At 72.4% G+C, this 24,350-nt stretch carries 16 protein-coding genes and 4 pseudogenes; 12 read left to right on the top strand and 8 right to left on the bottom strand.

Annotated features, from left to right (window positions below):
• Positions 1-14: 14 nt before the first annotated feature.
• The 3 genes and pseudogenes from ABEB13_RS37340 (at position 15) to hypE (ending at position 2,497) form a co-directional block, all read left to right on the top strand.
• On the top strand, positions 15-302 hold the full coding sequence (locus ABEB13_RS37340) for a HypC/HybG/HupF family hydrogenase formation chaperone (RefSeq protein ID WP_100886830.1): 288 nt from the start codon (positions 15-17) through the stop codon (positions 300-302).
• Positions 299-1,431: pseudogene (gene hypD, locus ABEB13_RS37335) on the top strand (hydrogenase formation protein HypD). Before ABEB13_RS37340 ends, hypD begins: the two are co-directional and overlap by 4 nt.
• Positions 1,432-1,477: 46 nt before the next feature.
• Positions 1,478-2,497 carry a hydrogenase expression/formation protein HypE gene (gene hypE, locus ABEB13_RS37330; protein ID WP_345709962.1) on the top strand — a complete coding sequence of 340 codons (1,020 nt, stop codon included), beginning with the start codon at positions 1,478-1,480 and terminating at the stop codon, positions 2,495-2,497.
• A gap of 25 nt (positions 2,498-2,522) precedes the next feature.
• Here the strand turns inward: hypE and ABEB13_RS37325 are convergent, their stop codons facing one another.
• A complete protein-coding gene (locus tag ABEB13_RS37325) occupies positions 2,523-3,449 on the bottom strand; it encodes a LysR family transcriptional regulator (RefSeq protein ID WP_345709063.1) in 927 nt (308 codons plus the stop codon).
• Positions 3,450-3,546: 97 nt separating this feature from the next.
• On the opposite strand from ABEB13_RS37325, the gene ABEB13_RS37320 reads away from it, so the two are divergent.
• From ABEB13_RS37320 to ABEB13_RS37305, 4 genes and pseudogenes are all read left to right on the top strand, one after another.
• On the top strand, positions 3,547-4,251 hold the full coding sequence (locus tag ABEB13_RS37320; RefSeq protein ID WP_100886833.1) for a succinate dehydrogenase cytochrome b subunit: 705 nt from the start codon (positions 3,547-3,549) through the stop codon (positions 4,249-4,251).
• Positions 4,248-6,193, top strand: a pseudogene (locus ABEB13_RS37315) (fumarate reductase/succinate dehydrogenase flavoprotein subunit). Before ABEB13_RS37320 ends, ABEB13_RS37315 begins: the two are co-directional and overlap by 4 nt.
• Complete coding sequence (locus ABEB13_RS37310) at positions 6,190-6,927, top strand: succinate dehydrogenase/fumarate reductase iron-sulfur subunit (protein ID WP_345709062.1); 738 nt, start codon at positions 6,190-6,192, stop codon at positions 6,925-6,927. The pseudogene ABEB13_RS37315 and the gene ABEB13_RS37310 overlap by 4 nt, the downstream one beginning before the upstream one ends.
• Before the next feature lie 71 nt (positions 6,928-6,998).
• Positions 6,999-7,403 (top strand): hypothetical protein, encoded by a 405-nt coding sequence (locus ABEB13_RS37305; protein ID WP_345709061.1) that lies wholly within the window; start codon positions 6,999-7,001, stop codon positions 7,401-7,403.
• Between the two features lie 67 nt (positions 7,404-7,470).
• Here the strand turns inward: ABEB13_RS37305 and ABEB13_RS37300 are convergent, their stop codons facing one another.
• The gene (locus tag ABEB13_RS37300) at positions 7,471-9,837 is read right to left on the bottom strand and encodes a SpoIIE family protein phosphatase (protein WP_345709060.1); all 2,367 of its coding nucleotides are present in this window, start codon (positions 9,835-9,837) and stop codon (positions 7,471-7,473) included.
• A gap of 442 nt (positions 9,838-10,279) precedes the next feature.
• On the opposite strand from ABEB13_RS37300, the gene ABEB13_RS37295 reads away from it, so the two are divergent.
• Both ABEB13_RS37295 and ABEB13_RS37290 read left to right on the top strand, forming a co-directional pair.
• Positions 10,280-11,704 (top strand): ricin-type beta-trefoil lectin domain protein, encoded by a 1,425-nt coding sequence (locus tag ABEB13_RS37295; RefSeq protein ID WP_345709059.1) that lies wholly within the window; start codon positions 10,280-10,282, stop codon positions 11,702-11,704.
• 179 nt (positions 11,705-11,883) lie between these two features.
• On the top strand, positions 11,884-14,094 hold the full coding sequence (locus tag ABEB13_RS37290; RefSeq protein ID WP_345709058.1) for an RICIN domain-containing protein: 2,211 nt from the start codon (positions 11,884-11,886) through the stop codon (positions 14,092-14,094).
• A 92-nt stretch (positions 14,095-14,186) separates the two neighbouring features.
• Here ABEB13_RS37290 and ABEB13_RS37285 read toward each other — a convergent pair whose 3' ends face one another.
• Entirely contained in the window at positions 14,187-14,768 is a 582-nt protein-coding gene (locus tag ABEB13_RS37285; protein WP_345709057.1) for an AMIN-like domain-containing (lipo)protein, read from the bottom strand.
• A gap of 152 nt (positions 14,769-14,920) precedes the next feature.
• Between ABEB13_RS37285 and ABEB13_RS37280 the strand changes: the two are divergent.
• Positions 14,921-15,332 (top strand): annotated as a pseudogene (locus tag ABEB13_RS37280) (YchJ family protein).
• Between the two features lie 16 nt (positions 15,333-15,348).
• Here ABEB13_RS37280 and ABEB13_RS37275 read toward each other — a convergent pair.
• Positions 15,349-15,786, bottom strand: a complete 438-nt coding sequence (locus tag ABEB13_RS37275) for a hypothetical protein (RefSeq protein WP_100886840.1) — start codon at positions 15,784-15,786, stop codon at positions 15,349-15,351.
• 151 nt (positions 15,787-15,937) lie between these two features.
• On the opposite strand from ABEB13_RS37275, the gene ABEB13_RS37270 reads away from it, so the two are divergent.
• Positions 15,938-16,312: an RNA-binding S4 domain-containing protein gene (locus ABEB13_RS37270; RefSeq protein WP_345709056.1), complete on the top strand. Its 375-nt coding sequence runs from the start codon at positions 15,938-15,940 to the stop codon at positions 16,310-16,312.
• Positions 16,313-16,496: 184 nt separating this feature from the next.
• Here the strand turns inward: ABEB13_RS37270 and ABEB13_RS37265 are convergent, their stop codons facing one another.
• From ABEB13_RS37265 to ABEB13_RS40965, 4 genes and pseudogenes are all read right to left on the bottom strand, one after another.
• A complete protein-coding gene (locus ABEB13_RS37265) occupies positions 16,497-17,555 on the bottom strand; it encodes a LacI family DNA-binding transcriptional regulator (RefSeq protein ID WP_345709055.1) in 1,059 nt (352 codons plus the stop codon).
• A gap of 184 nt (positions 17,556-17,739) precedes the next feature.
• Positions 17,740-19,134: a DUF1996 domain-containing protein gene (locus tag ABEB13_RS40970; RefSeq protein ID WP_380230865.1), complete on the bottom strand. Its 1,395-nt coding sequence runs from the start codon at positions 19,132-19,134 to the stop codon at positions 17,740-17,742.
• 78 nt (positions 19,135-19,212) lie between these two features.
• Positions 19,213-22,053, bottom strand: a complete 2,841-nt coding sequence (locus ABEB13_RS37250; protein WP_425559939.1) for a galactose-binding domain-containing protein — start codon at positions 22,051-22,053, stop codon at positions 19,213-19,215.
• A gap of 94 nt (positions 22,054-22,147) precedes the next feature.
• Positions 22,148-22,681, bottom strand: a pseudogene (locus tag ABEB13_RS40965) (discoidin domain-containing protein); the annotation flags it as partial.
• Between the two features lie 280 nt (positions 22,682-22,961).
• Here ABEB13_RS40965 and ABEB13_RS37245 point away from each other — a divergent pair.
• Positions 22,962-24,263, top strand: coding sequence for an ABC transporter substrate-binding protein (locus ABEB13_RS37245; protein WP_345709054.1), 1,302 nt, complete (start codon positions 22,962-22,964; stop codon positions 24,261-24,263).
• Positions 24,264-24,350: the final 87 nt, after the last annotated feature.

Below are 24,350 nucleotides of genomic sequence, written 5' to 3'. Positions count from 1 at the left end.
ACGAGGAGATGCCCATGTGCCTGGCCGTGCCCGGCAGGGTGATGGAGATCGAGGACCGGGACGGCACCCGGATGGCGGTGGTCGACTTCGGCGGGGTGGTCAAGGAGGTGTGCCTGGAGTACCTGCCGGACCTGGCCGTCGGGGAGTACGCGATCGTCCACGTCGGGTTCGCGCTGCAGCGCCTGGACGAGGAGTCGGCCCTGCGCACCCTGGAGCTGTTCGCCGAGATCGGTCTGCTGCAGGAGGAGTTCGGCGACCCGTGGGAGGCCGCGGCCGGTATGCACGAGGAGGCGGAGAAGTGAAGTACCTGGAGGAGTTCCAGAACCCGGAGCTGGCCCGGCGGCTGCTGGAGGACATCCGCGCGACGGTCACCCGGCCGTGGGCGCTGATGGAGGTCTGCGGCGGTCAGACGCACACCATCATCCGACACGGGATCGACCAACTGCTGCCCGAGGGGCTGGAGTTGATCCACGGGCCGGGCTGCCCGGTGTGCGTGACCCCGCTGGAGGTCATCGACAAGGCGTTGGAGATCGCCTCCCGCCCGGACGTGATCTTCTGCTCCTTCGGCGACATGCTGCGGGTGCCCGGCAGCGACCGCGACCTGTTCCGGGTGCGCAGCGAGGGCGGCGACGTCCGGGTGGTCTACTCGCCCCTGGACGCGCTGAAGATCGCCCGCCAGAACCCCGAGCGCCAGGTGGTGTTCTTCGGGATCGGCTTCGAGACCACCGCGCCGCCCAACGCCATGACGGTGTACCAGGCCAGGAAGCACGGCATCCGCAACTTCAGCCTGCTGGTCTCGCACGTCCGGGTGCCGCCCGCGATCGAGGCGATCATGCAGTCGCCGGACTGCCGGGTGCAGGGCTTCCTGGCCGCCGGGCACGTCTGCAGCGTGATGGGCACCGGCGAGTACCCGGAGCTGGCCGAGCGCTTCCGGGTGCCGATCGTGGTGACCGGCTTCGAGCCGCTCGACATCCTGGAGGGCATCCGCCGCACCGTGCGCCAACTGGAGCGCGGCGAGCACATGGTGGACAACGCCTACCGGCGGGCCGTCCGCGACGAGGGGAACGCGGCGGCGCGGGCGATGCTCGACGACGTCTTCGAGACCACCGACCGCGCGTGGCGCGGCATCGGGGTGATCCCGCAGAGCGGCTGGCGGCTCTCCGAGCGCTACCGCGAGTTCGACGCGGAACACCGCTTCCAGGTCGGCTCGATCACCACGTGCGAGCCTGCGGCCTGCCGCAGCGGCGAGGTGCTGCAGGGGCTGCTGAAGCCGGACCAGTGCGAGGCGTTCGGCACGGTGTGCACGCCGCGCACCCGCTCGGCGCGACCATGGTGTCCAGTGAGGGCGCCTGCGCCGCGTACTACCTGTACCGCAGGCTGGGCGCGCCCGCCGCGCCCGCCGCAGCCATGGAGGCGAGCCCCGTTGCCTGAGACCCGGACCGTGACCCCGCCCGACTTCTCGGGCTGGACCTGCCCGATGCCGCTGCGCGACCACCCCCGGGTGGTGATGGGCCACGGCGGCGGCGGCGCGATGTCGGCCGAACTGGTCGAGCACATCTTCGCACCGGCCTTCGGCGGCCCCGTCCTGGCGGCGCTCGGCGACTCCGCGGCGGTCACCCTCGGCGGAGTGCGGCTGGCCTTCTCGACCGACTCCTACGTGGTGCGGCCGCTGTTCTTCCCCGGCGGCAGCATCGGCGACCTCGCGGTCAACGGCACGGTCAACGACCTCGCGATGAGCGGCGCGACGGCCGCCTACCTCTCGGTCGGCTTCATCCTGGAGGAGGGCGTGGAGACCTCGGTGGTCGGCCGCGTCGCCGAGGCGCTCGGGGCGGCCGCCCGTGCGGCCGGCGTCGAGGTCGCCACCGGCGACACCAAGGTGGTGGAGGCCGGGCACGGCGACGGGATCTACCTCAACACTGCGGGGATCGGCCTGATCCCGGCGGGGGTGGACCTGCGGCCGCAGCGCGCCCGGCCCGGCGACGTGGTGATCGTCAGCGGCCCGATCGGCCTGCACGGCGTCGCGGTGCTCAGCGTCCGCGAGGGCCTGGAGTTCGGGGTCGGCATCGAGAGCGACTGCGCGCCGCTGGGCGGGCTGGTGCAGGCGATACTGGCGGTGACACCCGACCTGCACGTGCTGCGCGACCCCACCCGGGGCGGCGTGGGCGCGGCGCTGAACGAGATCGCGGCCGCCGCGGGCGTCGGCGTGGTGGTCGAGGAACGCCGGGTGCCCGTCCCGCCGCAGGTCGCCGGCGCCTGCGCGATGCTCGGGCTGGATCCGCTGTACGTCGCCAACGAGGGCAAGCTGGTGGCCTTCGTGCCGCGGGTGCACGCCGAGGCGGTGCTGGACGCCATGCGGGCCCACCCGCTCGGCGCGGACGCGGCGATCATCGGCGCGTGCGTGGCGGAGCACCCGGGCATGGTGGTGGCCCGCACCGCCCTGGGCGGCACCCGGGTGGTGGACCTGCCGGTCGGCGAGCAGTTGCCGCGGATCTGCTGACCCGCCCGGGCCAGCGGCCCGGACGTCAGGTCGCGGCGAGCAGCCGGGTGCCCTCGGGCAGGGCGCCGCCCTCGGCCAGCGCCGCGACCTGTTCCAGGACGGTGCCGCGCATCCGCTCGGCCGCGCGGCCGAGCGGGATGTCGCGGCCGTGGCCGAGCAGGACGGTGCGGCCGAGCCCGGGGGCGGTGAAGCGGGCGGTCGGCAGGCCGGACCGGGCCGCGACCATGGCGGGGACGACGGCCGCGCCGAGGCCGGCCCGGACGAATCCGAGCACCGCGTCCATCTCACCGCCCTCGACGGCCAGCCGGGGTTCGAACCCGGCGGCCCGGCAGGCCGCGAGGGTGCTGTCGCGCAGCGCGTACCCCTCGCGGAACATCACCAGCGGCCGGTCGCGCAGGCCCTCCACCGGGATCCGCCGGACGGGCAGTGGGGCGGCGCTGACCAGCACCAGATCCTCGTGGAGCAGCGGGGTGACGGCCAGGCCCGGCGGGTGCCCGCCGCGCTCGGGGGCGATCAGCAGGGCGAGGTCGAGCTCGCCGGCGTCGAGGGCGGCGGTGAGGTCGCCCGAACCGCCCTCGCTGACCCGGAGGTCCACCGCCGGGTGGCGGGCCCGGAAGGCCGCGAGGACGTCGGGGACGAGGCTGGTGCAGAGGCTGGGCGGGGCGCCGAGCCGGACGCGGCCGCGGCGCAGCTGGACGGTCTCCTGGACGGCGAGGCGGGCGCTGTCCGCGTCGGCGAGGATGCGCCGGGCCAGCGGCAGCAGGGCCTCCCCGGCGTCGGTCAAGGCGATGCTGCCGCGGCCGCGGTGGAACAGCTCTCCGCCCAACTCCCTTTCCAGCGTGCGGATCTGCTGGGAGAGCGAGGGCTGGGCGACATGCAGCCGCTCGGCGGCGCGGGTGAAGTTGCGGAGGTCCGCGACGGCCGCGAAGTAGCGGAGCTGCTGGAGTTGCATGGCTGCCAGCGTAACGCCGCACGATAGGCACGGCCTATCGTGGTGAGCTTCAGCATGTCTTGGACGCCACCGGGACGGCGTTCCTACGCTCGTCCGTATGGCTGTGGCGAGTGGAACGGGTCGACGGCAGTCCGCAGTGGCGGCACTGTGGGGTTCGACGATCGGCAAGAAGGCGGTGATGGCCGCCAGCGGTGCGGTGATGCTGCTGTACCTGGTGGCCCACATGCTGGGCAATCTGAAGATCTTCTTCGGGCCGGACGACCTGAACGGCTACGCGGCCTGGCTGCGTACCGTCGGACAGCCCTTCCTCGGGCACGCGTGGTTCCTGTGGATCGCCCGCGTGGTGCTGCTGGCCTCGGTGGTGGCGCACGGCGTCGCCGCGTACCAGCTCAGCCGGCGGGACCGGGCCGCCCGGCCGCAGAAGTACGCACACAGGCGGCGCCGGGCCTCGTACGCGACCCGGACGATGCGCTGGGGCGGGGTGATCCTCGGGCTGTTCATCGTCTGGCACATCCTGGACCTGACCACGCTCACGGTGAACCCGCGGGCCGAGGAGGGCCACCCCTACCAGAACGTGGTGGCGTCCTTCTCCACCTGGTACGGCGGCGGGATCTACGTCGTGGCGATGCTCGCGCTCGGGCTGCACGTCCGGCACGGCTTCTGGAGCGCCGCCCAGACGCTCGGCCTCAACAACCCGCGGCGCGACCGGGTGTTGAAGATCTCGGCCAACGTGCTCGCGCTGGTGCTGACCGCCGGGTTCCTCGCCGTGCCGGTCGCTGTGATGATCGGAGCGGTGCAGTGACCCCGTACCTCGACTACACCGTCGGCGCGCCCGTCGCCGACACCCGGGCCCCGACGGCCCCATCGAACAGCGCTGGGACCAGCGGCGGTTCGAGGCGAAGCTGGTCAATCCGGCGAACCGGCGCAAGCACACCGTGATCGTGGTCGGCACCGGCCTGGCCGGGGCCTCCGCCGGCGCCACGCTCGCCGAACAGGGCTACCGGGTGGTGCAGTTCTGCTTCCAGGACTCACCCCGCCGGGCGCACTCCATCGCCGCGCAGGGCGGCATCAACGCGGCCAAGAACTACCGCAACGACGGCGACAGCGTCCGGCGGCTGTTCTACGACACCGTCAAGGGCGGCGACTTCCGGGCGCGCGAGTCGAACGTGCACCGGCTGGCCCAGATCTCGGTCGAGATCATCGACCAGTGCGTGGCGCAGGGCGTGCCGTTCGCCCGCGAGTACGGCGGGCTGCTGGACACCCGGTCGTTCGGCGGCGTCCAGGTGCAGCGGACGTTCTACGCCCGGGGGCAGACCGGGCAGCAGCTGCTGCTCGGCGCCTACCAGGCGCTGGAGCGGCAGATCGCCGCCGGCGCCGTGGAGATGCACCCGCGCACCGAGATGCTCGACCTGCTGGTGGTCGACGGCGCGGCCCGCGGGATCGTGGCCCGCGACCTGGTCACCGGCGAGGTCTCGACCTACCCGGCGGACGCCGTGGTGCTGGCCACCGGTGGCTACGGCAACGTCTTCCACCTGTCCACCAACGCCAAGAACTCCAATGCCACCGCGGTGTGGCGCGCCCACCGGCGCGGCGCGTACTTCGCCAATCCGTGCTTCACGCAGATCCATCCGACCTGCATCCCGCGCTCCGGCGACCACCAGTCGAAGCTGACGCTGATGAGCGAGTCACTGCGCAACGACGGCCGGATCTGGGTGCCGAAGGCCGCGGGCGACACCCGTCCGCCCGGTGACATCCCCGAGGACGAGCGGGACTACTACCTGGAGCGGATCTACCCGGCCTTCGGCAACCTCGTGCCGCGCGACATCGCCTCCCGGGCGGCCAAGGCGGTCTGCGACGAGGGCCGCGGCGTCGGCCCCGGCGGCCAGGGCGTCTACCTCGACTTCGCGGACGCGATCGCCCGGCTCGGCCGGGACACCGTCTCCGCCCGCTACGGCAACCTCTTCGAGATGTACGAGCGGATCACCGCGGAGGACCCGTACCGGGTGCCGATGCGGATCTACCCCGCCGTGCACTACACGATGGGCGGGCTCTGGGTCGACTACGACCTGCAGACCACGATCCCGGGCCTGTTCGCGGTCGGCGAGGCCAACTTCTCGGACCACGGCGCCAACCGGCTCGGCGCGAGCGCGCTCATGCAGGGCCTCGCGGACGGCTACTTCGTGCTGCCGCCGAGCATCAACGACTACCTGGCCCGGCAGCACCTGGCGCCCGTCCCGGCCGACCACCCGGCGATCGCCGAGGCCCGGACGGAGGTGACCGACCGGCTGGCCCGGCTGCTCGCCGTCCGCGGTGACCGGACACCCGAGTCCTTCCACCGCGAGCTCGGCGAACTGCTCTGGAACGACTGCGGGATGGCCCGCACCGATGCCGGACTGCGCCGCGCCCTGGCCCGCATCCCCGAACTGCGCGAGGAGTTCTGGCGGCGGGTGACGGTGCCCGGCAGCGGTGACGCGCTCAACCAGTCGCTGGAGAAGGCCAACCGGGTCGCCGACTACCTCGAACTCGCCGAACTGATGTGCCTGGACGCGTTGCACCGCACCGAGTCCTGCGGCGGCCACTTCCGCGAGGAGAGCCGCACCGACCAGGGCGAGGCGCTGCGCGACGACGAGGCCTTCTCGTACGCGGCCGCCTGGGAGTTCACCGGCGGCGGCACCGCCCCCGTCCTGCACCGCGAGGCCCTCGACTTCGCGTACGTCCACCCCACCCAGCGGAGCTACGCATGAACCTCACCCTGCGGGTCTGGCGCCAGGCCGGCCCGGACGAGCCCGGCGGCTTCATCACCTACGTCGTGCGCGACATCAGCCCCGACATGTCGTTCCTGGAGATGCTGGACACCCTCAACGAGGAGCTGATCCTGCGCGGCGAGGAGCCGGTCGCCTTCGACCACGACTGCCGCGAGGGCATCTGCGGCGCCTGCGGCATGGTGATCAACGGCCAGGCGCACGGTCCGCAGCCCACCACCACCTGCCAGCTCCACATGCGGCACTTCGCCGACGGGGACACCGTCGACGTCGAACCGTGGCGGGCCGCCGCGTTCCCGGTCGTCCGGGACCTGGTGGTCGACCGCTCCGCCCTCGACCGGGTGATCGGCGCGGGCGGCTACATCACGGCACCGACCGGCAGCGCCCCGGAGGCGCACGCCACCGCCGTCCCCAAGGAGGCCGCCGACGCGGCGTTCGAGCACGCGGCGTGCATCGGGTGCGGCGCCTGCGTGGCGGCCTGCCCGAACGGCTCGGCGATGCTGTTCACGGCGGCCAAGGTCGTCCACCTGAACCTGCTCCCGCAGGGCGCACCCGAGCGGGGCAGCCGGGTGCGCGGCATGGTCGGCGCCATGGACGCCGAGGACTTCGGCGGCTGCACCAACACCGGCGAATGCGCCACCGCCTGCCCCAAGGGCATCCCGCTGTCGGCCATCGCCTCGCTCAACCGGGAGTTCCTGCGCAGTACGCTGCGCTGACCGGGGACGGGCGCCGGGAACCGACGGCCGATCGCGTTCGTCCTGCCCGGTGGACGAACGGACGGCAGGAGGTGGCAGGGGTGGCGGGGCGGCGCAGGGCCGGGCGCACCGGGAGCGCCGGGAGCAGCAGGGGCGGCTTCCGGGTGCCCGTGCTGGTCAATCTCGCGCTCGGGATCCTCGCGATCATCCCGCTCGGGCTGGGCCGCTGGCTGGTGACCGAGTGGCTGCCGATGGGCTGCCACAGTGTCACGGACCTCGCCTCGGCGCCGGTCGACTGCGACTACACGACGCTCGACCACGCGCCGGTCGTGATGGGGCTGCTGGCCGTCACCGGGGTTCCGCTGGCGATCGCCGTGCTCCTGGCGGACGTCGTCCTGCCGCTGCGGCGCGGCCGGCGCCTGGGGCCGTGGCTCGGCACGGCCGCCGTGCTGCTCCCGGCCCCGTTCGTGGTGCTGCTGGCGCTGGCCGGGTGGTGAGCCGGCACCCCGCGGCGGGCCGGTGGGCGGTTCGGCCGGCGGTTCGGCGGGCGGGCCGGTTGTCGGTTCAGCTGCTGTTCGGCAGCTCCTGCTCCGTCCAGATGGTCTTGCCCCGCGCGGTGTAGCGGCTCCCCCAGCGGTTGGTCAGCTGGGCGACCAGGTAGAGGCCGCGGCCGCCCTCGTCGGTGAGCCTGGCCCGGCGCATCCTCGGCTGGGTGCTGCTGCCGTCGGAGACCTCGCAGGTCAGGCTGTCCGCACGGATCAGCCGGACGCCGACCGGGCCGCCGGCGTAGCGGATGGCGTTGGTGACCAGCTCGCTGAGGACCAGCTCGGTGGTGAAGACCAGGTCCTCCAGCCCCCACGCGGTGAGCTGGGCGGTGGCGTCCGCCCGGACCTGCCCCACCGCCGCGGGGTCGGGCTGGACGGACCAGGCCGCGGTGTCCCGGGCCGGCACGGCGCGGGTGCGGGCGAGCAGCAGGGTGACGTCGTCGCGCAGGCGGGTGGGCGGCAGCCCGGCGACGAGCTGCAGGGCCACGTCGCGCAGCGGCCGCTCCTCGTCGCCGACGGCGGCCAGCCGGCGCTGCAGCTCGGCCATGCCCTCGTCGATGTCGCCCTCTCCGCGTTCGATCAGCCCGTCGGTGTAGAGGGCGAGGACGCTGCCCGGCGCCAGGACGGCCTCACTGGCCTCGAACGGCAGCCCGCCCACCCCGAGCGGCGGGCCGGGTGTGACGGGGATGAAGTCGGCGGTGCCGTCGGGGCGGGCCACGGCCGGCGGCGGGTGCCCTGCGCTGGCGAGCGTGCAGCACCGGGTGACCGGGTCGTAGACGGCGTACAGGCAGGTCGCGCCGAGGGAGCCGGGCTCGTGCCGGCTGGGCACGTGCTCCGGGTCGGGCAGGTCGTCGCCGAGCTCGGCGTCGGCGACGTCGGCCTCGATGAGCAGCTGCGAGACCAGGTCGTCGAGGTGGACGAGCAGCTCGTCGGGTTCGAGGTCGAGATCGGCGAGGGTCCGCACGGCAGTGCGCAGCCGCCCCATGGTGGCGGTCGCCTGGAGGCCGTGGCCGGCGACGTCGCCGACGACCAGGGCGACCCTGGCCGAGGAGAGCGGGATGACGTCGAACCAGTCGCCGCCGACGCCGCCGGCACTGTCGGTGGGCAGGTAGACGCTGGCGGTGGAGACGGCGGCGACCGTCCGCACGGCGGGCGGCAGCAGGCTGCGCTGGAGGCTGACGGCGGCGCGGTGCTCGCGGGTGTAGCGGCGGGCGTTGTCGAGGGCGAGGCCGGTGCGGGAGGCGATCTCGGCCAGCAGCAGCCGGTCGCCCTCCTCGTACGGGTCGCGCCAGCGGTCGCGGCGGGTGGTGACCTGGCCGAGGAGGATCCCGCGGGCGGCGAGCGGTGCGGTGATCGTCCAGTCGTCGACGATGTCGCGGGGGTTGGTGCCGCCCTCGCCGGGGGTGCCCTCGGCGCCGACCATCACGGTGTCACCGGTGGCGGGGGCCGAGCCGGGCGGCCCGGCCACCGCGGTGCGGCGCAGCAGCAGGTTGCCGGCCCGGTCGGGGACGGGTTCGTCGCCGGTGAAGACGGCGGCGGCGACGTCGACCACGGCCACGTCGGCGAGCTCGGGGACGAGGACGCCGGCGAGATCCTCGGCCGTCCCGGTCACGGAGAGCGATCCGGCCGCGGCAGCGGTGGCGCGGTGGAGCAGGGCGAGGCGCTGCCGGGCGCGGTGCTGCTCGGTGATGTCGGTGAAGAGCACGGTCAGGCCGATGACGGCGGAGTCGGTGTCCTGCAGCCGGAAGGCGGAGATGGCCATCATGCGGCCACTGCGGGGGTCGACGACGGTGCGGGCGAGCTCCTCGGCGAGGACGAGCGGCTGCCCGCTCTCCAGGACCTGGCGCAGGTGCGCCTCGACGGCGACGGCGTCCTCCGGCTGGAGGAAGTCGGCGAGGCGCAGGCCGGAGAGGGTGGGCGGGACGCCGCTGTAGGGGAGCAGGTGGGTGTTGGTGCGGACGACGCGCAGTTCGGTGTCGAAGACGGCGAGGCCGAAGCGGTCCTGCAGAAAGAGTTCGCGGCTGAAGGCCTGGTCCTGCCGCCAGCGGTCGGCGGTGGCGGAGGGGGCGCCGAGGACGACCTGCCGGACGTCGCCCGGGCTGCCGGCGGAGCCGCCGTGCAGGGAGAGGACCCGGAGGTCGAGGCTGACCGGACGGCCGTCGCCGGTGCGCAGCACGGCCCGGCCGTCCCAGGTGCCGCGGTCGCTGTCGGGGTCGGGCCAGTGCTCGGGGTCGGCGAGGAGGTCGCGGATGCGGCGGCCGCAGAGGACCCGGGCGGGCAGGGCGAGGAGGTCCTCGGCCGCCGTGGTACAGCCGACGATCCTGCCGCTGCCGTCGATCAGCGCCCCGGCGACGCCGTCGAGGAACGGGAAGCGGTGGTCGTCCATCACGGATCACCTCGTCCGGTCGCCCTCTCCCCTCATCCTCCACCGGGGGCGCGGCCTCGGCGCCCCGGACGCACCGGCCGGCCGCGGGCTCGTGTTCGGGTTCTGTAGGCAAGAGGGTTGACGGGGCTGGGTCACGGGCCCTAACTTCACGTTCTGGAAAAAGGTTCAGACCAATCCACGGGCTCCCGCACGTCCCGCCCGAAGCCTGCTGCCATCTGGTGACACATCGCCAGAAAACCATATCTACATGCCTGATGATGATTACCCGCGGCACCGCCCGCTGCCAGCGGAGCGCTCCGTCCCGACGCGGCCGCACAGCCGCGACCGGAGCGCTCCGGCGGGCTGCCGCGTTCATCTTCTGAAGGCAAATCCCGCAGGCCACGGCATGCGCCTCACTCCCCCACCCCACGACGCCTGGCCCGCCAGGCAGGAGGAGACACCCGTGAACCGCACCATCGCCCGCCTCGCCACCGGCGCGGCGGCCCTGCCCGCCCTCCTCGCCGGCCTGATGATCGCCGGCGCCGCCCCCGCCTCGGCGGCCGCCAACGCCGGCCCCGGCTTCCCGGCCCACTTCGCCGCGCCCTACCTGGAGACCTGGAACTCGCCGTCGGTGATGACCGACGTGCGCAACGCGACCGGGCTGAAGTACTTCACCCTGGCCTTCGTGATCAGCAACGGCAGCTGCAACGCCACTTACAACGGCACCACCGACATCGCCGACGCCTCGTGGCAGAGCGCGATCAACAGCCTGCGGTCGGCCGGCGGTGACGTCATCGCCTCCTTCGGCGGCGCGTCCGGCACCGAGCTCGGCCAGGCGTGCACCAGCGTCTCGTCGCTCCAGGCCCAGTACAAGCGGGTGGTCGACACCCTCAACCTGACCCGGATCGACCTCGACATCGAAGGGTCCGCGCTCAACGACACCGCGGCCAACGACCGCCGCAACCAGGCGCTGGCCGCCCTCCAGCAGAGCTACGCGGCGGCCGGGCGCCACCTGGCCGTCAACTACACCCTGCCGGTCGACCCGACCGGTCTCGAGTCGAACTCGCTGAGCCTGCTCAACAACGCGAAGAGCCGCGGCCTGGACGTCAACGCGGTCAACATCATGACCATGGACTACGGGCCGGCGATGGACATGGGCCAGGCCGCGATCAACGCCGCCACCGGCCTGCACACCCAGCTGGGCCAGATCTGGACGTCGAAGACCTCCGACCAGCTGTGGGCCATGGAGGGCAACACCCCGATGATCGGGGTCAACGACAGCACCGCCGAGGTCTTCACCACCGCCAACGCCTCCGCCCTGGAGTCGTTCGCCGCCTCGAAGGGCATCCAGGAGCTGGCGTTCTGGGCGATCGGCCGGGACAAGGCGTGTGCGAGCAACGGCACGCTCTCCGACTCGTGCAGCGGCACCTCGCAGTCCGCCTACCAGTTCGCGCGGACCTTCAACGCGCTGACCGGCACCACCACGCCGCCGCCGTCCGGCGGGGCCACCGGCCGGATCACCGGCTACGGCGGCAAGTGCGTGGACATCGCCGCCGCCAACAGCGCCAACGGCACCGCCGTCCAGCTGTACGACTGCAACGGCACCGCCGCGCAGACCTGGACGGTCGGCACCGACGGCAGCCTGCAGGCGCTGGGCAAGTGCATGGACGTGACCGCCGCCGGCACCGCCAACGGCACCCAGGTCCAGCTGTACGACTGCAACGGCACCGGCGCCCAGAAGTGGCAGGTCGGCTCGGGCGGGATCCTGGTCAACCCGGCGTCCGGCCGCTGCCTGGACGCGACCGGACCAAGCTCCGCCAACGGCACCCGGCTGCAGATATGGGACTGCTTCGGCGGCGCCAACCAGCAGTGGGCGCTGCCCTCCTGACACCTCCCGGTGAAGCCCCGGGCCCCGGCGTCCCGCCGGTGGCCCGGCCCGGCGCCGGCCGCGCCGTTTCCCGCACCCGGCCGGCCGGCGCCACTCTTCACCACCCCCTCGGCCCCCACCGACCGGCCGCACCCACGGCCCCGCCCTCGTGCCCCACCCCCGAGGCGAAGGAGTTCCGCATGCCCCCGACCGTGCCCCGGCACCACCGTGCCCGCACCAGGACCACCACCCTGACCACCGTCGCCGGACTGCTCGCCGCCGGCGCGGCCGCGGTGGTCACCACCGGCCCGAGCGCGCAGGCCGCAGGCCTGCCCACCGCCTGGACCACCGTCGTCGCCCAGAACAGCGGCAAGTGCATCGACGCCGCGGCCGCCGCCACCGCCGACGGCACCGCCGTCCAGCAGTACACCTGCAACGGCACCGGCGCCCAGCAGTGGCAGTTCCAGGACGTCGGCAGCGGCTACGTCCGGATCAACGCCCAGGGCGACCCCACCAAGGTCCTCGACGTCAAGGACGTCTCCACCGCCGACGGCGCCAAGATCCAGCTGTGGACGTACGGCGGCGGCGCGAACCAGCAGTGGCAGCCGGTCGCCGAGGCGTCCGGCAGCTACCACTTCGTCAACCGCAACAGCGGCAAGTGCCTCGACGTACCCAGCGCCTCCACCGCGGACGCCGTGCAGTTCCAGCAGTACACCTGCAACGGGACGGCGGCACAGTCCTTCGCGTTCGGCTCCGGCACCACCAACCCGCCCGGTACCCCGGACTTCGGGCCGAACGTCTCGGTCTTCGACCCGTCCATGTCCGCCGCGACCATCCAGTCCAAGCTCAACTCGGTCTTCTCCCAGCAGGAGTCGAACCAGTTCGGCACGCAGCGCTACGCCCTGCTGTTCAAGCCGGGCAGCTACAGCGCCGACGCCAACGTCGGGTTCTACACCCAGGTCGCCGGCCTCGGGCTGTCGCCGGACGACGTGACGATCAACGGCGCGGTGCACGCCGAGGCGGACTGGTTCCAGGGCAACGCCACCCAGAACTTCTGGCGCTCCGCCGAGAACCTCTCGGTCAACCCGTCCTCCGGGACCGACCGCTGGGCGGTCTCCCAGGCCGCGCCCTACCGGCGCATGCACGTACGCGGCAACCTCCAGCTGGACGACGGAGGCTGGTCCAGCGGCGGCTTCATCGCCGACTCCAAGATCGACGGCCAGGTCAACTCCGGCTCGCAGCAGCAGTGGCTGTCGCGGAACGCGCAGTGGGGCAGCTGGACGGGCTCCAACTGGAACATGGTCTTCGTCGGCGACACCAACGCGCCCGCCAACTCCTTCCCCAGCCCGCCGTACACCACGGTCGCGCAGACCCCGGTCGTCCGCGAGAAGCCCTTCCTGTACGTGAACGCGGCCGGCGCGTACCAGGTGTTCGTGCCCGCGCTGCACAGCAACACCAGCGGCACCACCTGGGCCGGCGGCAACCAGGCCGGCAGCTCGCTGCCGATCGACCAGTTCTTCATCGTCAAGCCCGGTGCCACCGCGGCGGACATGAACGGCGCCCTCGCCCAGGGCAAGAACCTGCTGTTCACCCCCGGGGTCTACCACCTGAACCAGACCCTGAACATCACCCGCCCGGACACCGTGGTGCTCGGTCTCGGGCTCGCCACCCTCGTCCCGGACAACGGCATCACCGCGGTCAGCACCGGCGACGTGGACGGTGTGAAGATCGCCGGCCTGCTGATCGACGCCGGCAGCGTCAACTCGGCCGTGCTGATGCAGATAGGGCCGAACGGCTCGACCGTCGACCACACCGCCGACCCGACCTCGCTGCACGACGTCTTCTTCCGGATCGGCGGCGCGGGCGTCGGCAAGGCCACCCAGTCCCTGGTGGTGAACAGCAACAACGTGATCGGCGACCACATGTGGATCTGGCGCGCCGACCACGGCACCGGCGTCGGCTGGACGACCAACACCGCGGCCAACGGCCTGGTCGTCAACGGCAACAACGTCACCATGTACGGGCTCTTCGTCGAGCACTTCCAGCAGTCCCAGGTGATCTGGAACGGCAACGGCGGCCGGACGTACTTCTTCCAGAACGAGCTGCCCTACGACCCGCCCAACCAGGCCGCGTGGATGAACGGTTCGACCCGCGGCTACCCCGCCTACAAGGTCGGCGACAACGTCACCGCGCACGAGGCCTGGGGGCTCGGCAGCTACTGCTACTTCAACGTCAACCCGGCCGTGGTGGAGGAGCACTCCCTCGAGGTCCCCAACCGCAGCGGGGTGCGCTTCCATGACATGGTCACCGTGTCACTGGGCGGCACGGGCACCATCAACCACGTGATCGACTCGACCGGCGGTCCCTCGAACTCCGGCAGCAACGTGGCGAACCTGGTCGCCTTCCCGTAGGCCGCTTCGAACACGGCCCACTCCCCGGCGGGGTCCGCACCCCGCCGGGGAGTCTTCCTTCCCGTGCCCGGCCGTGCCGCCGGAGCCCTGCCTCAGAAGCTGGCGTTCCAGCTGTGCGCCACGTCGATCACCAGATGGTCGTCCACCTGGAAGGCGCGGAACGGCAGCCTGGCCCGGACACCGAGGCCGACCTGCGTCTGGCCCTCGAAGCTGCCGCCGAACTTGGTGTCCTTGAACGTGCGGTAGCCGCTGAGGTTCACGCCCGGCAGCGACTGGCCGGCCCTGGCCGGATAGGTGGGCGCGCCGGTCGTCGGGTCGAACGAGGGCGCGATCGCCACGATCTCCAGGATGGCGCCGCCCGCCACCGGGATCGTCCGCCCCGAGCCGTCCTGCACGAACGAGGGGACGTACCGGACGTGGTACCCGACCGGGCTCGCGGGGGAGGTGCCGGGGACGTCCAGCACCATCCGGTCGTAGCAGGGGTGCTGGCCGGTGCGGATGTTCACGAGCGAGTGCTGGACACCGGAGCCTGCGGTGTCCTTGGGCAGGCTGCCCCACCCGACCGGGCAGCCGGTCACCGTCGCCGTCGGCGTCGCCGCCGTGGCCGCCACCGGCACCACGAGGCCGGCGGCCGCCAGGGCCAGTGTCATCGGGAGAACCATCCAACGTCGCATGGTGCGCCTCCTCGGGGCCGCGTCTGGATCTCACCCGGGAAGACGAGCGCAGCGCCCGCTCAGTTGCAGCGACACGCCCACGGCCCTCGGGCGGTCTCCGCCCGGCACGGCGGCGACCCGGCCCGGAGCACCGCCTTGGCACAATGGTGCCCATGTCTCGCCGTCGCCACCAGCCTCGCCTGTCCCCCGCCGACCCGTGCCCGTGCGGGCTGCCCGCCCCCTACGGTGCCTGCTGCGGGCGGCTGCACCGGGGAGAGCGCCGCCACCAGCGCGGAACAGCTGATGCGCTCGCGCTACAGCGCGTTCGCGGTGCACGATGCCGCGTACCTGCTGCGCACCTGGCACCCCGACGGCAGGCCGCCCCGGATCGGCTTCGACCCGGGGCTGCGATGGGTGGGACTGGAGGTGCTGTCGGCATCCGACGGCGGCCCGTTCCACACCGAGGGGACGGTCCGCTTCCGTGCCCACTACACCGAGGACGGCGAGCCGGGCGTGCTGGAGGAGCACAGCCGGTTCGTCCGGCAGGACGGCGCCTGGGTGTACGTGGCAGCGCTGCCGGAGTGAGCCGCGGCGCGGCCGGTCAGTCCTGGTAGACCGAGACCAGGCCGTCCAGCGGATCCTCCTCCTCGACGGCCAGGAGCCGGTCGAGACCGCTGGTGAACGCGGACGCCGAGGCCACGTGGGCCCGGGCGAGCTCCAGCGTCTCGGCGGCCCGGGCCAACTCCTCGGTCACCCTGGCCTGTCGGGCGGCCGCGGTGTCGCGCTCGCCGTCCGGCAGGGCGACCCGGATGCGGTCCGGCGGTATCGCGGCCAGCCCGGCCGCGGCCTGCCCGAGCGCCTGCGGCAGGTGGAACAGGATCGCGTGCAGCGCCGTGATGACGTCGTGCACGCTCGTCGGATCGGGATAGGCGCAGCTGCCGTCGGCAGTGCGGTGGTTGAGGATGCGGATCTCCTCGCCGACGGCGTTGGCGATCTCGTACGGGGAACGGGCCTGGCCCGGTGCGCGGTCGGGGGTCATGCCGCCATGGTCACCGATCGCAGCCCGGCGCGCGCTCCGAGTGGCCCCCGGAGCCCCGGCCGACCACCCGTTCGACGCAAGGGCGGGCGTCGGCGCCGGGCGGTAGCGCCCGGTGGCGAACGGGCGAGCAGGACGGCGTTAGGCTCGGTCCATGGCGGAGGACGAGGGCCCGGTGCGGGTGGACAGCTGGATCTGGTCGGTCCGGCTGCTGAAGACGCGGTCGATGGCGGCGACGGCCTGCCGGGCGGGCCATGTGCGGGTCAACGACGAGCGGGCCAAGCCTGCCCAGACCGTCAAGCCGGGTGACGAGGTGCGGCTCCGGCACGACGGGCGCGAGCGGGTGGTGGTGGTCTCCCGGCTGATCCGCAAGCGGGTCGGCGCCGAGGTCGCGGTGCAGTGCTACGTCGACCACAGCCCGCCGCCGCCTCCGCGCGAGGAGATCCCCGTGGCAGCCGTCCGCGACCGGGGCGCCGGCCGGCCGACCAAGCGTGAGCGCCGCGACATCGAGCGGCTGCGCGGCCAGTGACCCGCCGGCCCGAAGGGCAGCGTGCTCAGCCGCTGCCCTTCGGGACCGGACCGAGGCCCGGGCAGCCACGGAGCCCGTCCCGGCAGGCCGGGGCGGCGCCGACGGCCGCGCGGTGGTGACATCGGCCGTCGGAGCCCGGGTGGTTCGAGGTCGCGTGCACACCGGCCGCCCCGCTCGCCTCCGGTCACGCCGACTGGCGTACCACCAGGGTGGGTTCGAAGATCGCCGAACTGACACCGCGGCCCGGGCGGGCGAGGTGGTCGAGCAGGATCCGGGCCATCTCGGCGGCCATCTCCTCCACCGGCTGGCGGACAGTGGTGAGCAGCGGGCGCCCGGCGGTGGCCGCGCTGCTGTCGTCGAAGCCGACCACCGCGATGTCCTCCGGCACCCGGAGCCCGTGGTCCTGCAGCACCGCCACCGCACCCTGCGCCATCAGGTCGTTGGCGGCGAAGACACCGTCCAGCTCCGGATGCTCCGCCAGCAGCCGGGCCATCGCCCGCTCGCCGCCGGCCTGGGTGAAGTCGGCCTCGGCGTGCGGCAGGTACGGCAGGCCGTGCCGGGCCATGGCCTCCTGGAAGCCGTCGAGCCGGTCACGGGCGGCCCGGACGGCGGACGGCCCGGAGATGGTGACCACCCGGCGGCAGCCGCGGCCGTGCAGGCGGTCCGCGGCGAGCCGGGCGCCGTCGCGGTTCGCCAGGTCGACGCAGCTGACCGGCAGCGGACTGTCCGGGCGGCCGAACAGCACGGTGGGCACGCCCGCGGCCAGCAGCAGCGCGGGCATCGGGTCGGACGCGTGGGTGGAGACGACCATGGCGCCGTCGGCGTTGCCCTGGCGCAGGTAGGCGACGGCCTGCTCGCGCGCCTCGGGGGTGTCGGCCAGCATCAGCACGGGGTGCAGGCCCTGCGGGCTCAGGGCGGTGAAGACGCCGCTGACCACCCTCCCGAAGAACGGGTCGGTGAACACGTGGGCGCGGGTGGACCGGTCGTCGGCCTCGTCCGCGTCGGTGCCGGAGACCACCAGGGCCAGGGCCCCGGCGCGGCGGGTGACCAGTGAGCGGGCGGCACCGTTCGGCACGTAGCCGGTGGTGGCGATGGCCTGCTTGACGGTCTCCTGGATGGCGGGATCGACGTTGCGGATGCCGTTGATGACCCGGGAGACGGTCGCGCGGGAGACGCCGGCGATCCGGGCCACGTCTTCCAGGGTCGCGGATCGGGCGGCGGCCGGCCGGAGGGCTTCGCTCATGAGCCTTTTATAGCACGCGGGAGAGCGCTCTATCAGGCTCTTCCGGCAGGTCAACGTGGCTCGCCCGCACCCCGACCCGCCCGCACCCCGGCCGGGCCCGCCCGGCCCCCGGCCCGGCGCGCGCAGGGCCGCGCCCGTGCCCGCCTCCTGGGCAGAGGCGGCGGGCACGGGCGCGGGTGGTGCGTCAGGGCAGCAGGTACTGCTCGTTCAGAGCGGCACCGCGCTGCGGGTTGGCTTCGTCGTAGCCGCGGGCGTTGCACTGGAGTCCGCCGACGATGCAGTGGTTCACCATCGCGGCGAGCGTGGGCGCGTCCCAGGCGTTGAAGAAGTCGTAGTGGAACGAGTAGCCGCGACCGCTCGCCAGCCGGAGCTGGGAGAGGTCCCCGGCGGGCGCCGGGAAGGCCATCTTGAACTCGATCATCGGCAGCGCGACCGGGTGGTCGGCCGGGCACACGCCGTTGACCGGGTAGGCCATGTGGCTCTTGTGGTCCGGGGTGTCCAGGTACAGGCCGTTCCAGCAGCTCGGCGCCTGCATCCGGATGTTGATCCCGCTACCGGCCGGGCAGCCGGTCGGCAGGTCGGTGTTGTGGTAGCTGTCACCGCACTCCCAACCCGCCACGTAGCCCGGCGCGTTGTTGAACTCGGTGGCGCTCGCCGCGGGGCTTCCGACGACGAACCGCAGACCCGGCGGGAACGGCCGCACCGAGGTGTAGTCGTTCACCCCCGTCTTGTAGTAGATGGTCTGCAGGCCGACCGGGTTGATGGCCGTGGTGCCGTTGTACATGGTCGGCATCCAGTAGCCGGACTTGTCCCCGGGCGCCAGGCAGGACGAGCCGCCCGCCTGGAGCGACGCCAGCGTGGAGTTGGCGTCGGTGACGGTGCTGCCCATGAACGTGTGCATGTGCGACGCGCCGGGCAGGCCCGGGAAGACGATCGGGTCGTCCGGCAGGTTGCGGGTGGGCGAGCAGTTCGCCTGGAACTCGTGGAAGTAGGTGTGCGGCGGGTTGGCCGTCGACGGGACGACGCCGGTCACCTGGGGGTTGGCCAGGATGTAGCCGGCCGGGCCGCTGGCCGGCGCGGTGCCGTACACCTTGAACTCGTACAGCGAGTAGCCGTACTGGGTGCCGCGGGCGGTCATCCAGAGCCGGATGTAGCGGCCGCTGCCGCTGACCGCCAGGCTCTGGTTGCCGCCCGTGGCGTTGGCGGTGGAGTAGATCGACGTCCAGGTGCTCGCGTCGTTCGACGTCTGCAGCTGGTAGGCCGACGCGTACGCGGCCTCCCAGCTCAGGTCGACCTTGCTGACGGTCGCGCCGGCGCCGAGGTCGATCTGGAGCCACTGCGGGTCGCTCCAGGTGCTCGCCCAGCGGGTGGTGGCGTCGCCGTCGACGACGGCACCCGCCGGGAAGCTGGCGCTCTCCAGGGAGGACGCGACGACGGGACGGGACTGCGAGATCAGCCCGTCGGCCGCCACGGCCTGCTGGGTGGTGCTGCCGATGCCCACGAGAGCGAGCACGGCGGCGAAGGCGACGGCCAACGCCGTCCGCTTCGGCCTGCCCCGGGACAGGAAACGGGGTCGCATCGGACCTCCATTCGAACGGATGGGTGGGGGTTGCCCCGGGGTGCGCCGCGTGGGGCCGGCACACCCCGGGAGTCTGGATCAGGCGTAGACGCCGAGTTCGTACAGCGAGTCCCCGTAGGTGGTGCCGCGCTGCGTGATGGTGACCCGGACGTAGCGCCCGCTCGCGGTCAGGTCGACGTCGTCGACCCCGCCGCTGCCGCTGCTCGTGGAGTAGGCGGTCGTCCAGTTGGTGCCGTCACCGGAGACCTGGATCTGGTAGGCCTTGCCGTAGGCGGACTCCCAGCCGAGCTGCACGTGCTTGATCGACGTGGTCTGGCCGAGGTCGACCTGGATCCACTGCGGATCGGCCCACTCGCTGGCCCACCGGGTGTTCCAGTTCCCGTCGGTGGCGTTGCTCGCCGGGTAGGGCGCGCCGTTGCCGGTGGCCTGGAAGGTGGAGGCGGTGGTGGGCTTGCCGCGTGCGACGTTGGTGCCGGACGGCGTCGGGGCGACCACCCGGAAGGACTTGGTCTCGATGCCCACGTTGCCGTGGCCGTCGTACGCGTAGACGTAGACCTTGTAGACGCCCAGGTTCTTCGGGGCGGTCGCGGTGAAGTGCCCGTCCGAGGTCTGGGTGAAGTTCACCTGGCTGAACCCGGTGCCGCCGCCCGCGTACTTGTCGCAGTAGAACAGCTGGTAGCGGATCAGGTCGCCGTCCGGGTCGGTGGTCGACGTGGTGATGTCGAAGGTGCCGCCGGCCGGCACGGTGGCCGTGTTGCTGAGCGTCATCGAGGAGATCACCGGCGGGGTGTTGGTGCCGGGGTTGCCGCCGTAGTCCTTGGCCACCGAGTAGAAGCTGAGCCGCCGCCAGCCGGAGGGCACGGTGTTGAACCACACGCCGCCGAAGTCGCTCTCGGTGCCGTAGTGGAAGACCGTCGCACCGAGGGAGACACCGGTGTGCCCGCTGATGCAGCCCCAGTTGGACAGGTAGGCGTCGCGCTTGGCGATGTCGGAGGGCTCGGTCGGCACGCCGTTGGCGTCGTTCGGGACCTCCCACTCACCGTCCTCGCCGGACTCGGTGATGATGTACGGCTTGGTGTAACCGCCGCTGATCCAGTCGTTCTTGACGTTGCAGACCGCGCCGTAGGAGTTGACCGCGAGCAGGTCCAGGCTCGGGGTGTTGTCCTTGTAGTACTTCCAGGCGCCGGTGTAGGCGTCGGTGGAGGTGACCGGGTGGTTCGGGTCGATCGCGTGGATCGCCTGGGTGACCCGCTCCACGTACTTGGCGTACGCGACCCGCTCCTGCTCGACGGTGGAGCCGGTGTAGGTGTGGTCCTGAGTGGTGAGGATGACCTCGTTGCCGACGTCCCACATCAGCACGCCGGGGTGGTCCTTGTAGGTGGTCACCCACTGCTTGATCTGGTCGAGCGTGGTGTTCATGTAGGCGGTGTCGTTGACGTAGTCCGCGCCCTGGTTCAGCCAGAAGCCGTTGACCACCTTGAGGCCGTGCGCGGCCGCGGTGTCCAGCAGCGGCTTGGAGCCGGCGTCGGTGCCCCAGGTGCGCAGGGTGTTGACGCCCATCGCCTTGAGCTCGCGGATGTGCGCCTCCGCGGTGGAGTTGGCCGGGCCCCAGGTGATGCCCTTGACCTGGTACGGCGCGCCGTTCACGGTCAGCGCCCAGTTGCCCTGGGAGCCGGTCACCTTGACGGTGGACGGGGTGGTCGGCACGGCCGGGTCGGTCAGCGGCGCGGGGGCGGTGCCGCTGGTGGTGGAGACCGTCACCTTGTCGATGCTCAGCGCGCCGCCGGAGCTGGTCGCGTCGGTCGGCGAGGTGCAGTTGCAGACCGCGTTCGGGAAGCCGCCGCCGATGCCGAGGTTGAAGATCAGGTAGAAGCCGTGGTGCACGGCGGTGTCCCAGGTGGAGACGCCCACCTGCGACTCGTTGACCTGCCACACCTGGCGGCCGTCGAGGTACCAGCGGATCTGCTCGTCCGAGGTCGTGCGGTCGAGGATCTGCGCGTACGTGTGGTAGCCGGTCTGGCAGCCGGTGCAGCTCGCCAGCCCGCTGGTCATGCCGTTGTACTCGTTGCAGTTGCCGCCGGGGGCGGTCCCGCAGTGCAGCGTGGTCGAGAGCTGGCTGCGTCCGTTGACGTTCTCCAGGATGTCGCTCTCACCGGCGGCCGGCCAGGCGGTGAAGTTGCCGCGGTTGGCGGCGCCCATCGCCCGGAAGGAGGGCCAGTAGCCTGCCCCGTTGGCCGGGTTGGGCTGCTTGACGGTCGCGGAGATCTGCAGCTGGCCGCCGGCCGGGACGGTGAAGTCCGAGCGCTTGGACTCGATCCGGCCGGAGGTCCAGGCCGTGCCGTTCTTCACCGCGGTCAGGTTGAGCGCGCCGTTGCCGTCCAGGCCCACGTTGGCCGCGGAGTTGGTGTCGGTCTGCACCTCGCCGGTGCCCCAGTTGGCCGGGCCGCCGGTGTAGCCGGTGCCGGTGTCCACGATCCAGTCGTTGGCGTTCGGCGCGGCGCCGGCGCCGCCGGTGAAGTCCTCGTTGAAGACCGTCGTCCAGTTGCCGGGCGGCGGGGTGGTGGGCGGCGGCGAGGTCGGCGGGGTGGTCGGGGTCGACGAGCCGCCCGTGCCGGTGCGCACCTGGAACTCCCAGAGGGAGTAGCCGTATCCGGTGCCGCGCTGGGTGCCGTTCATCCGCACGTAGCGGCCGGTGCCGGAGACGTTCAGGGTCTCGGTGCCGCCCGCGCCGGTGGTGGTGGAGTAGGCCGTCGTCCAGTTCGTGCCGTCCGAGGACAGCTGGATCTGGTAGGCCTTGCCGTAGGCGGACTCCCACTGGAGCACGACCTGGCAGACCGGCTGGTCCGAGCCGAGGTCGACCTGGATCCACTGCGGGTCGGTCGCGGCGGAGGACCAGCGGGTGGCGGTGTTGCCGTCCACCGCGTTGGTGGCCGGGGTGCCGTAGTTCTCCTCGCTGGACGCCGTGACCGACTTGCCCAGGGCAGCGTTCGCGGTGCCGCAGCTGCCCGAGGGTGCCGCCGCCGAGCGTGCCGAAGACCTGGAACTCCCAGAGCGAGTAGCCGTATCCGGTGCCGCGCTGGATGCCGTTCATCCGCACGTAGCGGGCGCTGCCCGCGACGTTGAGGGTCTCGGTGCCGCCCGCGCCGGTGGTGGTGGAGTACGCCGTCGTCCAGTTCGTGCCGTCCGAGGACAGCTGGATCTGGTAGGCCTTCCCGTACGCCGCCTCCCACTGGAGCACCACCTGGCTGACGGTGGCCACCGCGCCGAGGTCGACCTGGATCCACTGCGGGTCGGTGTTGGCTGAGGACCAGCGGGTGCCGGTGTTGCCGTCCACCGCGTTGGTGGCCGGCGTGCCGTAGTTCTCCTCGCTGGACGCCGTGACCGGCTTGCCCTGGGACAGCAGGGACGCCGCGGCCTGCGCCCGGCCGGCGGGCACGAGCAGCATCAGACCGGCGACGAGGGCGGCGGCCAGCGCCGCCGACAGCGCACGCCACAGGGGTGACGAGCGTTCGGATCGGACCGCCGCGGGGGCGGGTGGAGCGAGCATGGGGACTCTCCTGACGAGACGGTGGGGGAGGACCGGCGGCAGGGGTGGGCCGCCCATTCCTGGGAGAGCGCTCTCGCAGTCATGGAGATGGTTGCCGCCAGGTTTCCGCCGTGTCAAGACCCGTGCAGCATCGGGCGGACTGTCGATGGTCGGCCAAATAGGCTGGTGCACAGAGGTTTTGCACCAAAGTCTTGACTTGTGCGGGCACACGGGCCAAGCTCCAGGCCGATGGGAGAGCGCTCTCCAGATTGCGATCCCAGCCACCCTGCGAGGAGCCACCATGCCCACCACCCGCCCCGGCCGGAGAACCGCGTTCCCGGCCGCCGCCACCGCTGTCGCCCTGGCCGCGGCCCTGACCGTCGCCGGTTGTTCCAGCAGCGGCACGCCCGCTCAGGACGACGCGAACGCGAAGATCACGCTGACCGTGAACCTCTTCTCGGACTTCGGCTACGCGGATCTCTACAAGCAGTACGAGCAGCTGCACCCCAATGTCACGATCAAGGAGAACCGCGCCGACATGGGCGCGCACCACCAGAACCTCCAGGCGCACCTGCTCGCCGGCTCCGGCACCGCGGACGTCGAGGCCATCGAGATCGGCCAGGTCGCCGGCTTCCAGCCGCAGGCGTCCAAGTTCGTCAACTTCCTGGACAACGGCGTCGGCAAGGACCAGTGGGTGCCGTCGAAGACGGCCCCCGCCTCCAGCACCGACGGCAGCGTCCTGTTCGGCCTCGGCACCGACATGGGCGGCATGGCGCTCTGCTACCGCAGCGACCTGTTCAAGGCCGCCGGGCTGCCCACCGACCGCGACCAGGTCTCGGCACTGCTGACCGACTGGCAGGCGTACACGGCCGTCGGCAAGCAATTCCTGGCCAAGAGCCCGAACAAGGGCGCCAAGTGGTTCGACAGCGCGGGCAACCTGTTCAGCGCCATCGTCGCGCAGGCCCCCACCGGCTTCTACGACAGCTCCGGCAAGCCCGTGGTCACCGAGAACCCGGCCGTGAAGCAGTCGTTCGACCTGGTCGCCGGCGCCGTCAAGGACGGCGAGTCGGCCGGGATCCAGGCCTTCACCCCGGCCTGGGACACCGGCTTCCAGAAGAGCCAGTTCGCCACCGTCGCCTGCCCCGCCTGGATGAGCTACGAGTTCAAGGCCAACCCGCCGACCGACAAGGGCACCTGGGACATGGCCCGGATCCCGGGCGGCGGCGGCAACTGGGGCGGCTCGTACCTGACGGTGCCCAAGTCCGGCAAGCACACCAAGGCCGCCGTGGACCTCGCCAAGTGGCTCACCGCCCCCGAGCAGGAGGCGTGGCTGTTCAAGAACAAGGGCTACTTCCCGTCCGACCAGGCGCTGTGGAGCCAGCCGGACATCGCGACCCACACCGACCCGCTGTTCAACAACGCGCCCACCGGCAAGATCTTCTCGCAGTCCGCCAAGGACCTGAAGCCGCAGCCGCTCGGGGCCCACGGCGCCGAGATCGGCACCGCGCTCGGCAACGCGCTCACCTCGATCGAGCAGGGCAAGGCCGATGCCGCGACCGCCTGGACGAAGGCGCTCGCCGACGTCGCCAACATCACCGGCTGAGAACCGGGCGCCGTCGCAGTACCGCCCCACCTCCCCTCCCCGACACCGCCGGCCCGGCGCGGTCCTGACACCGCGCCGGGCCGGCGG

This window comes from Kitasatospora paranensis (assembly GCF_039544005.1).
GTDB lineage: Bacteria > Actinomycetota > Actinomycetes > Streptomycetales > Streptomycetaceae > Kitasatospora > Kitasatospora paranensis.
The sequence above is the reverse complement of the archived record's forward strand: the minus strand, read 5'-3'. Positions and strand labels throughout refer to the sequence as shown.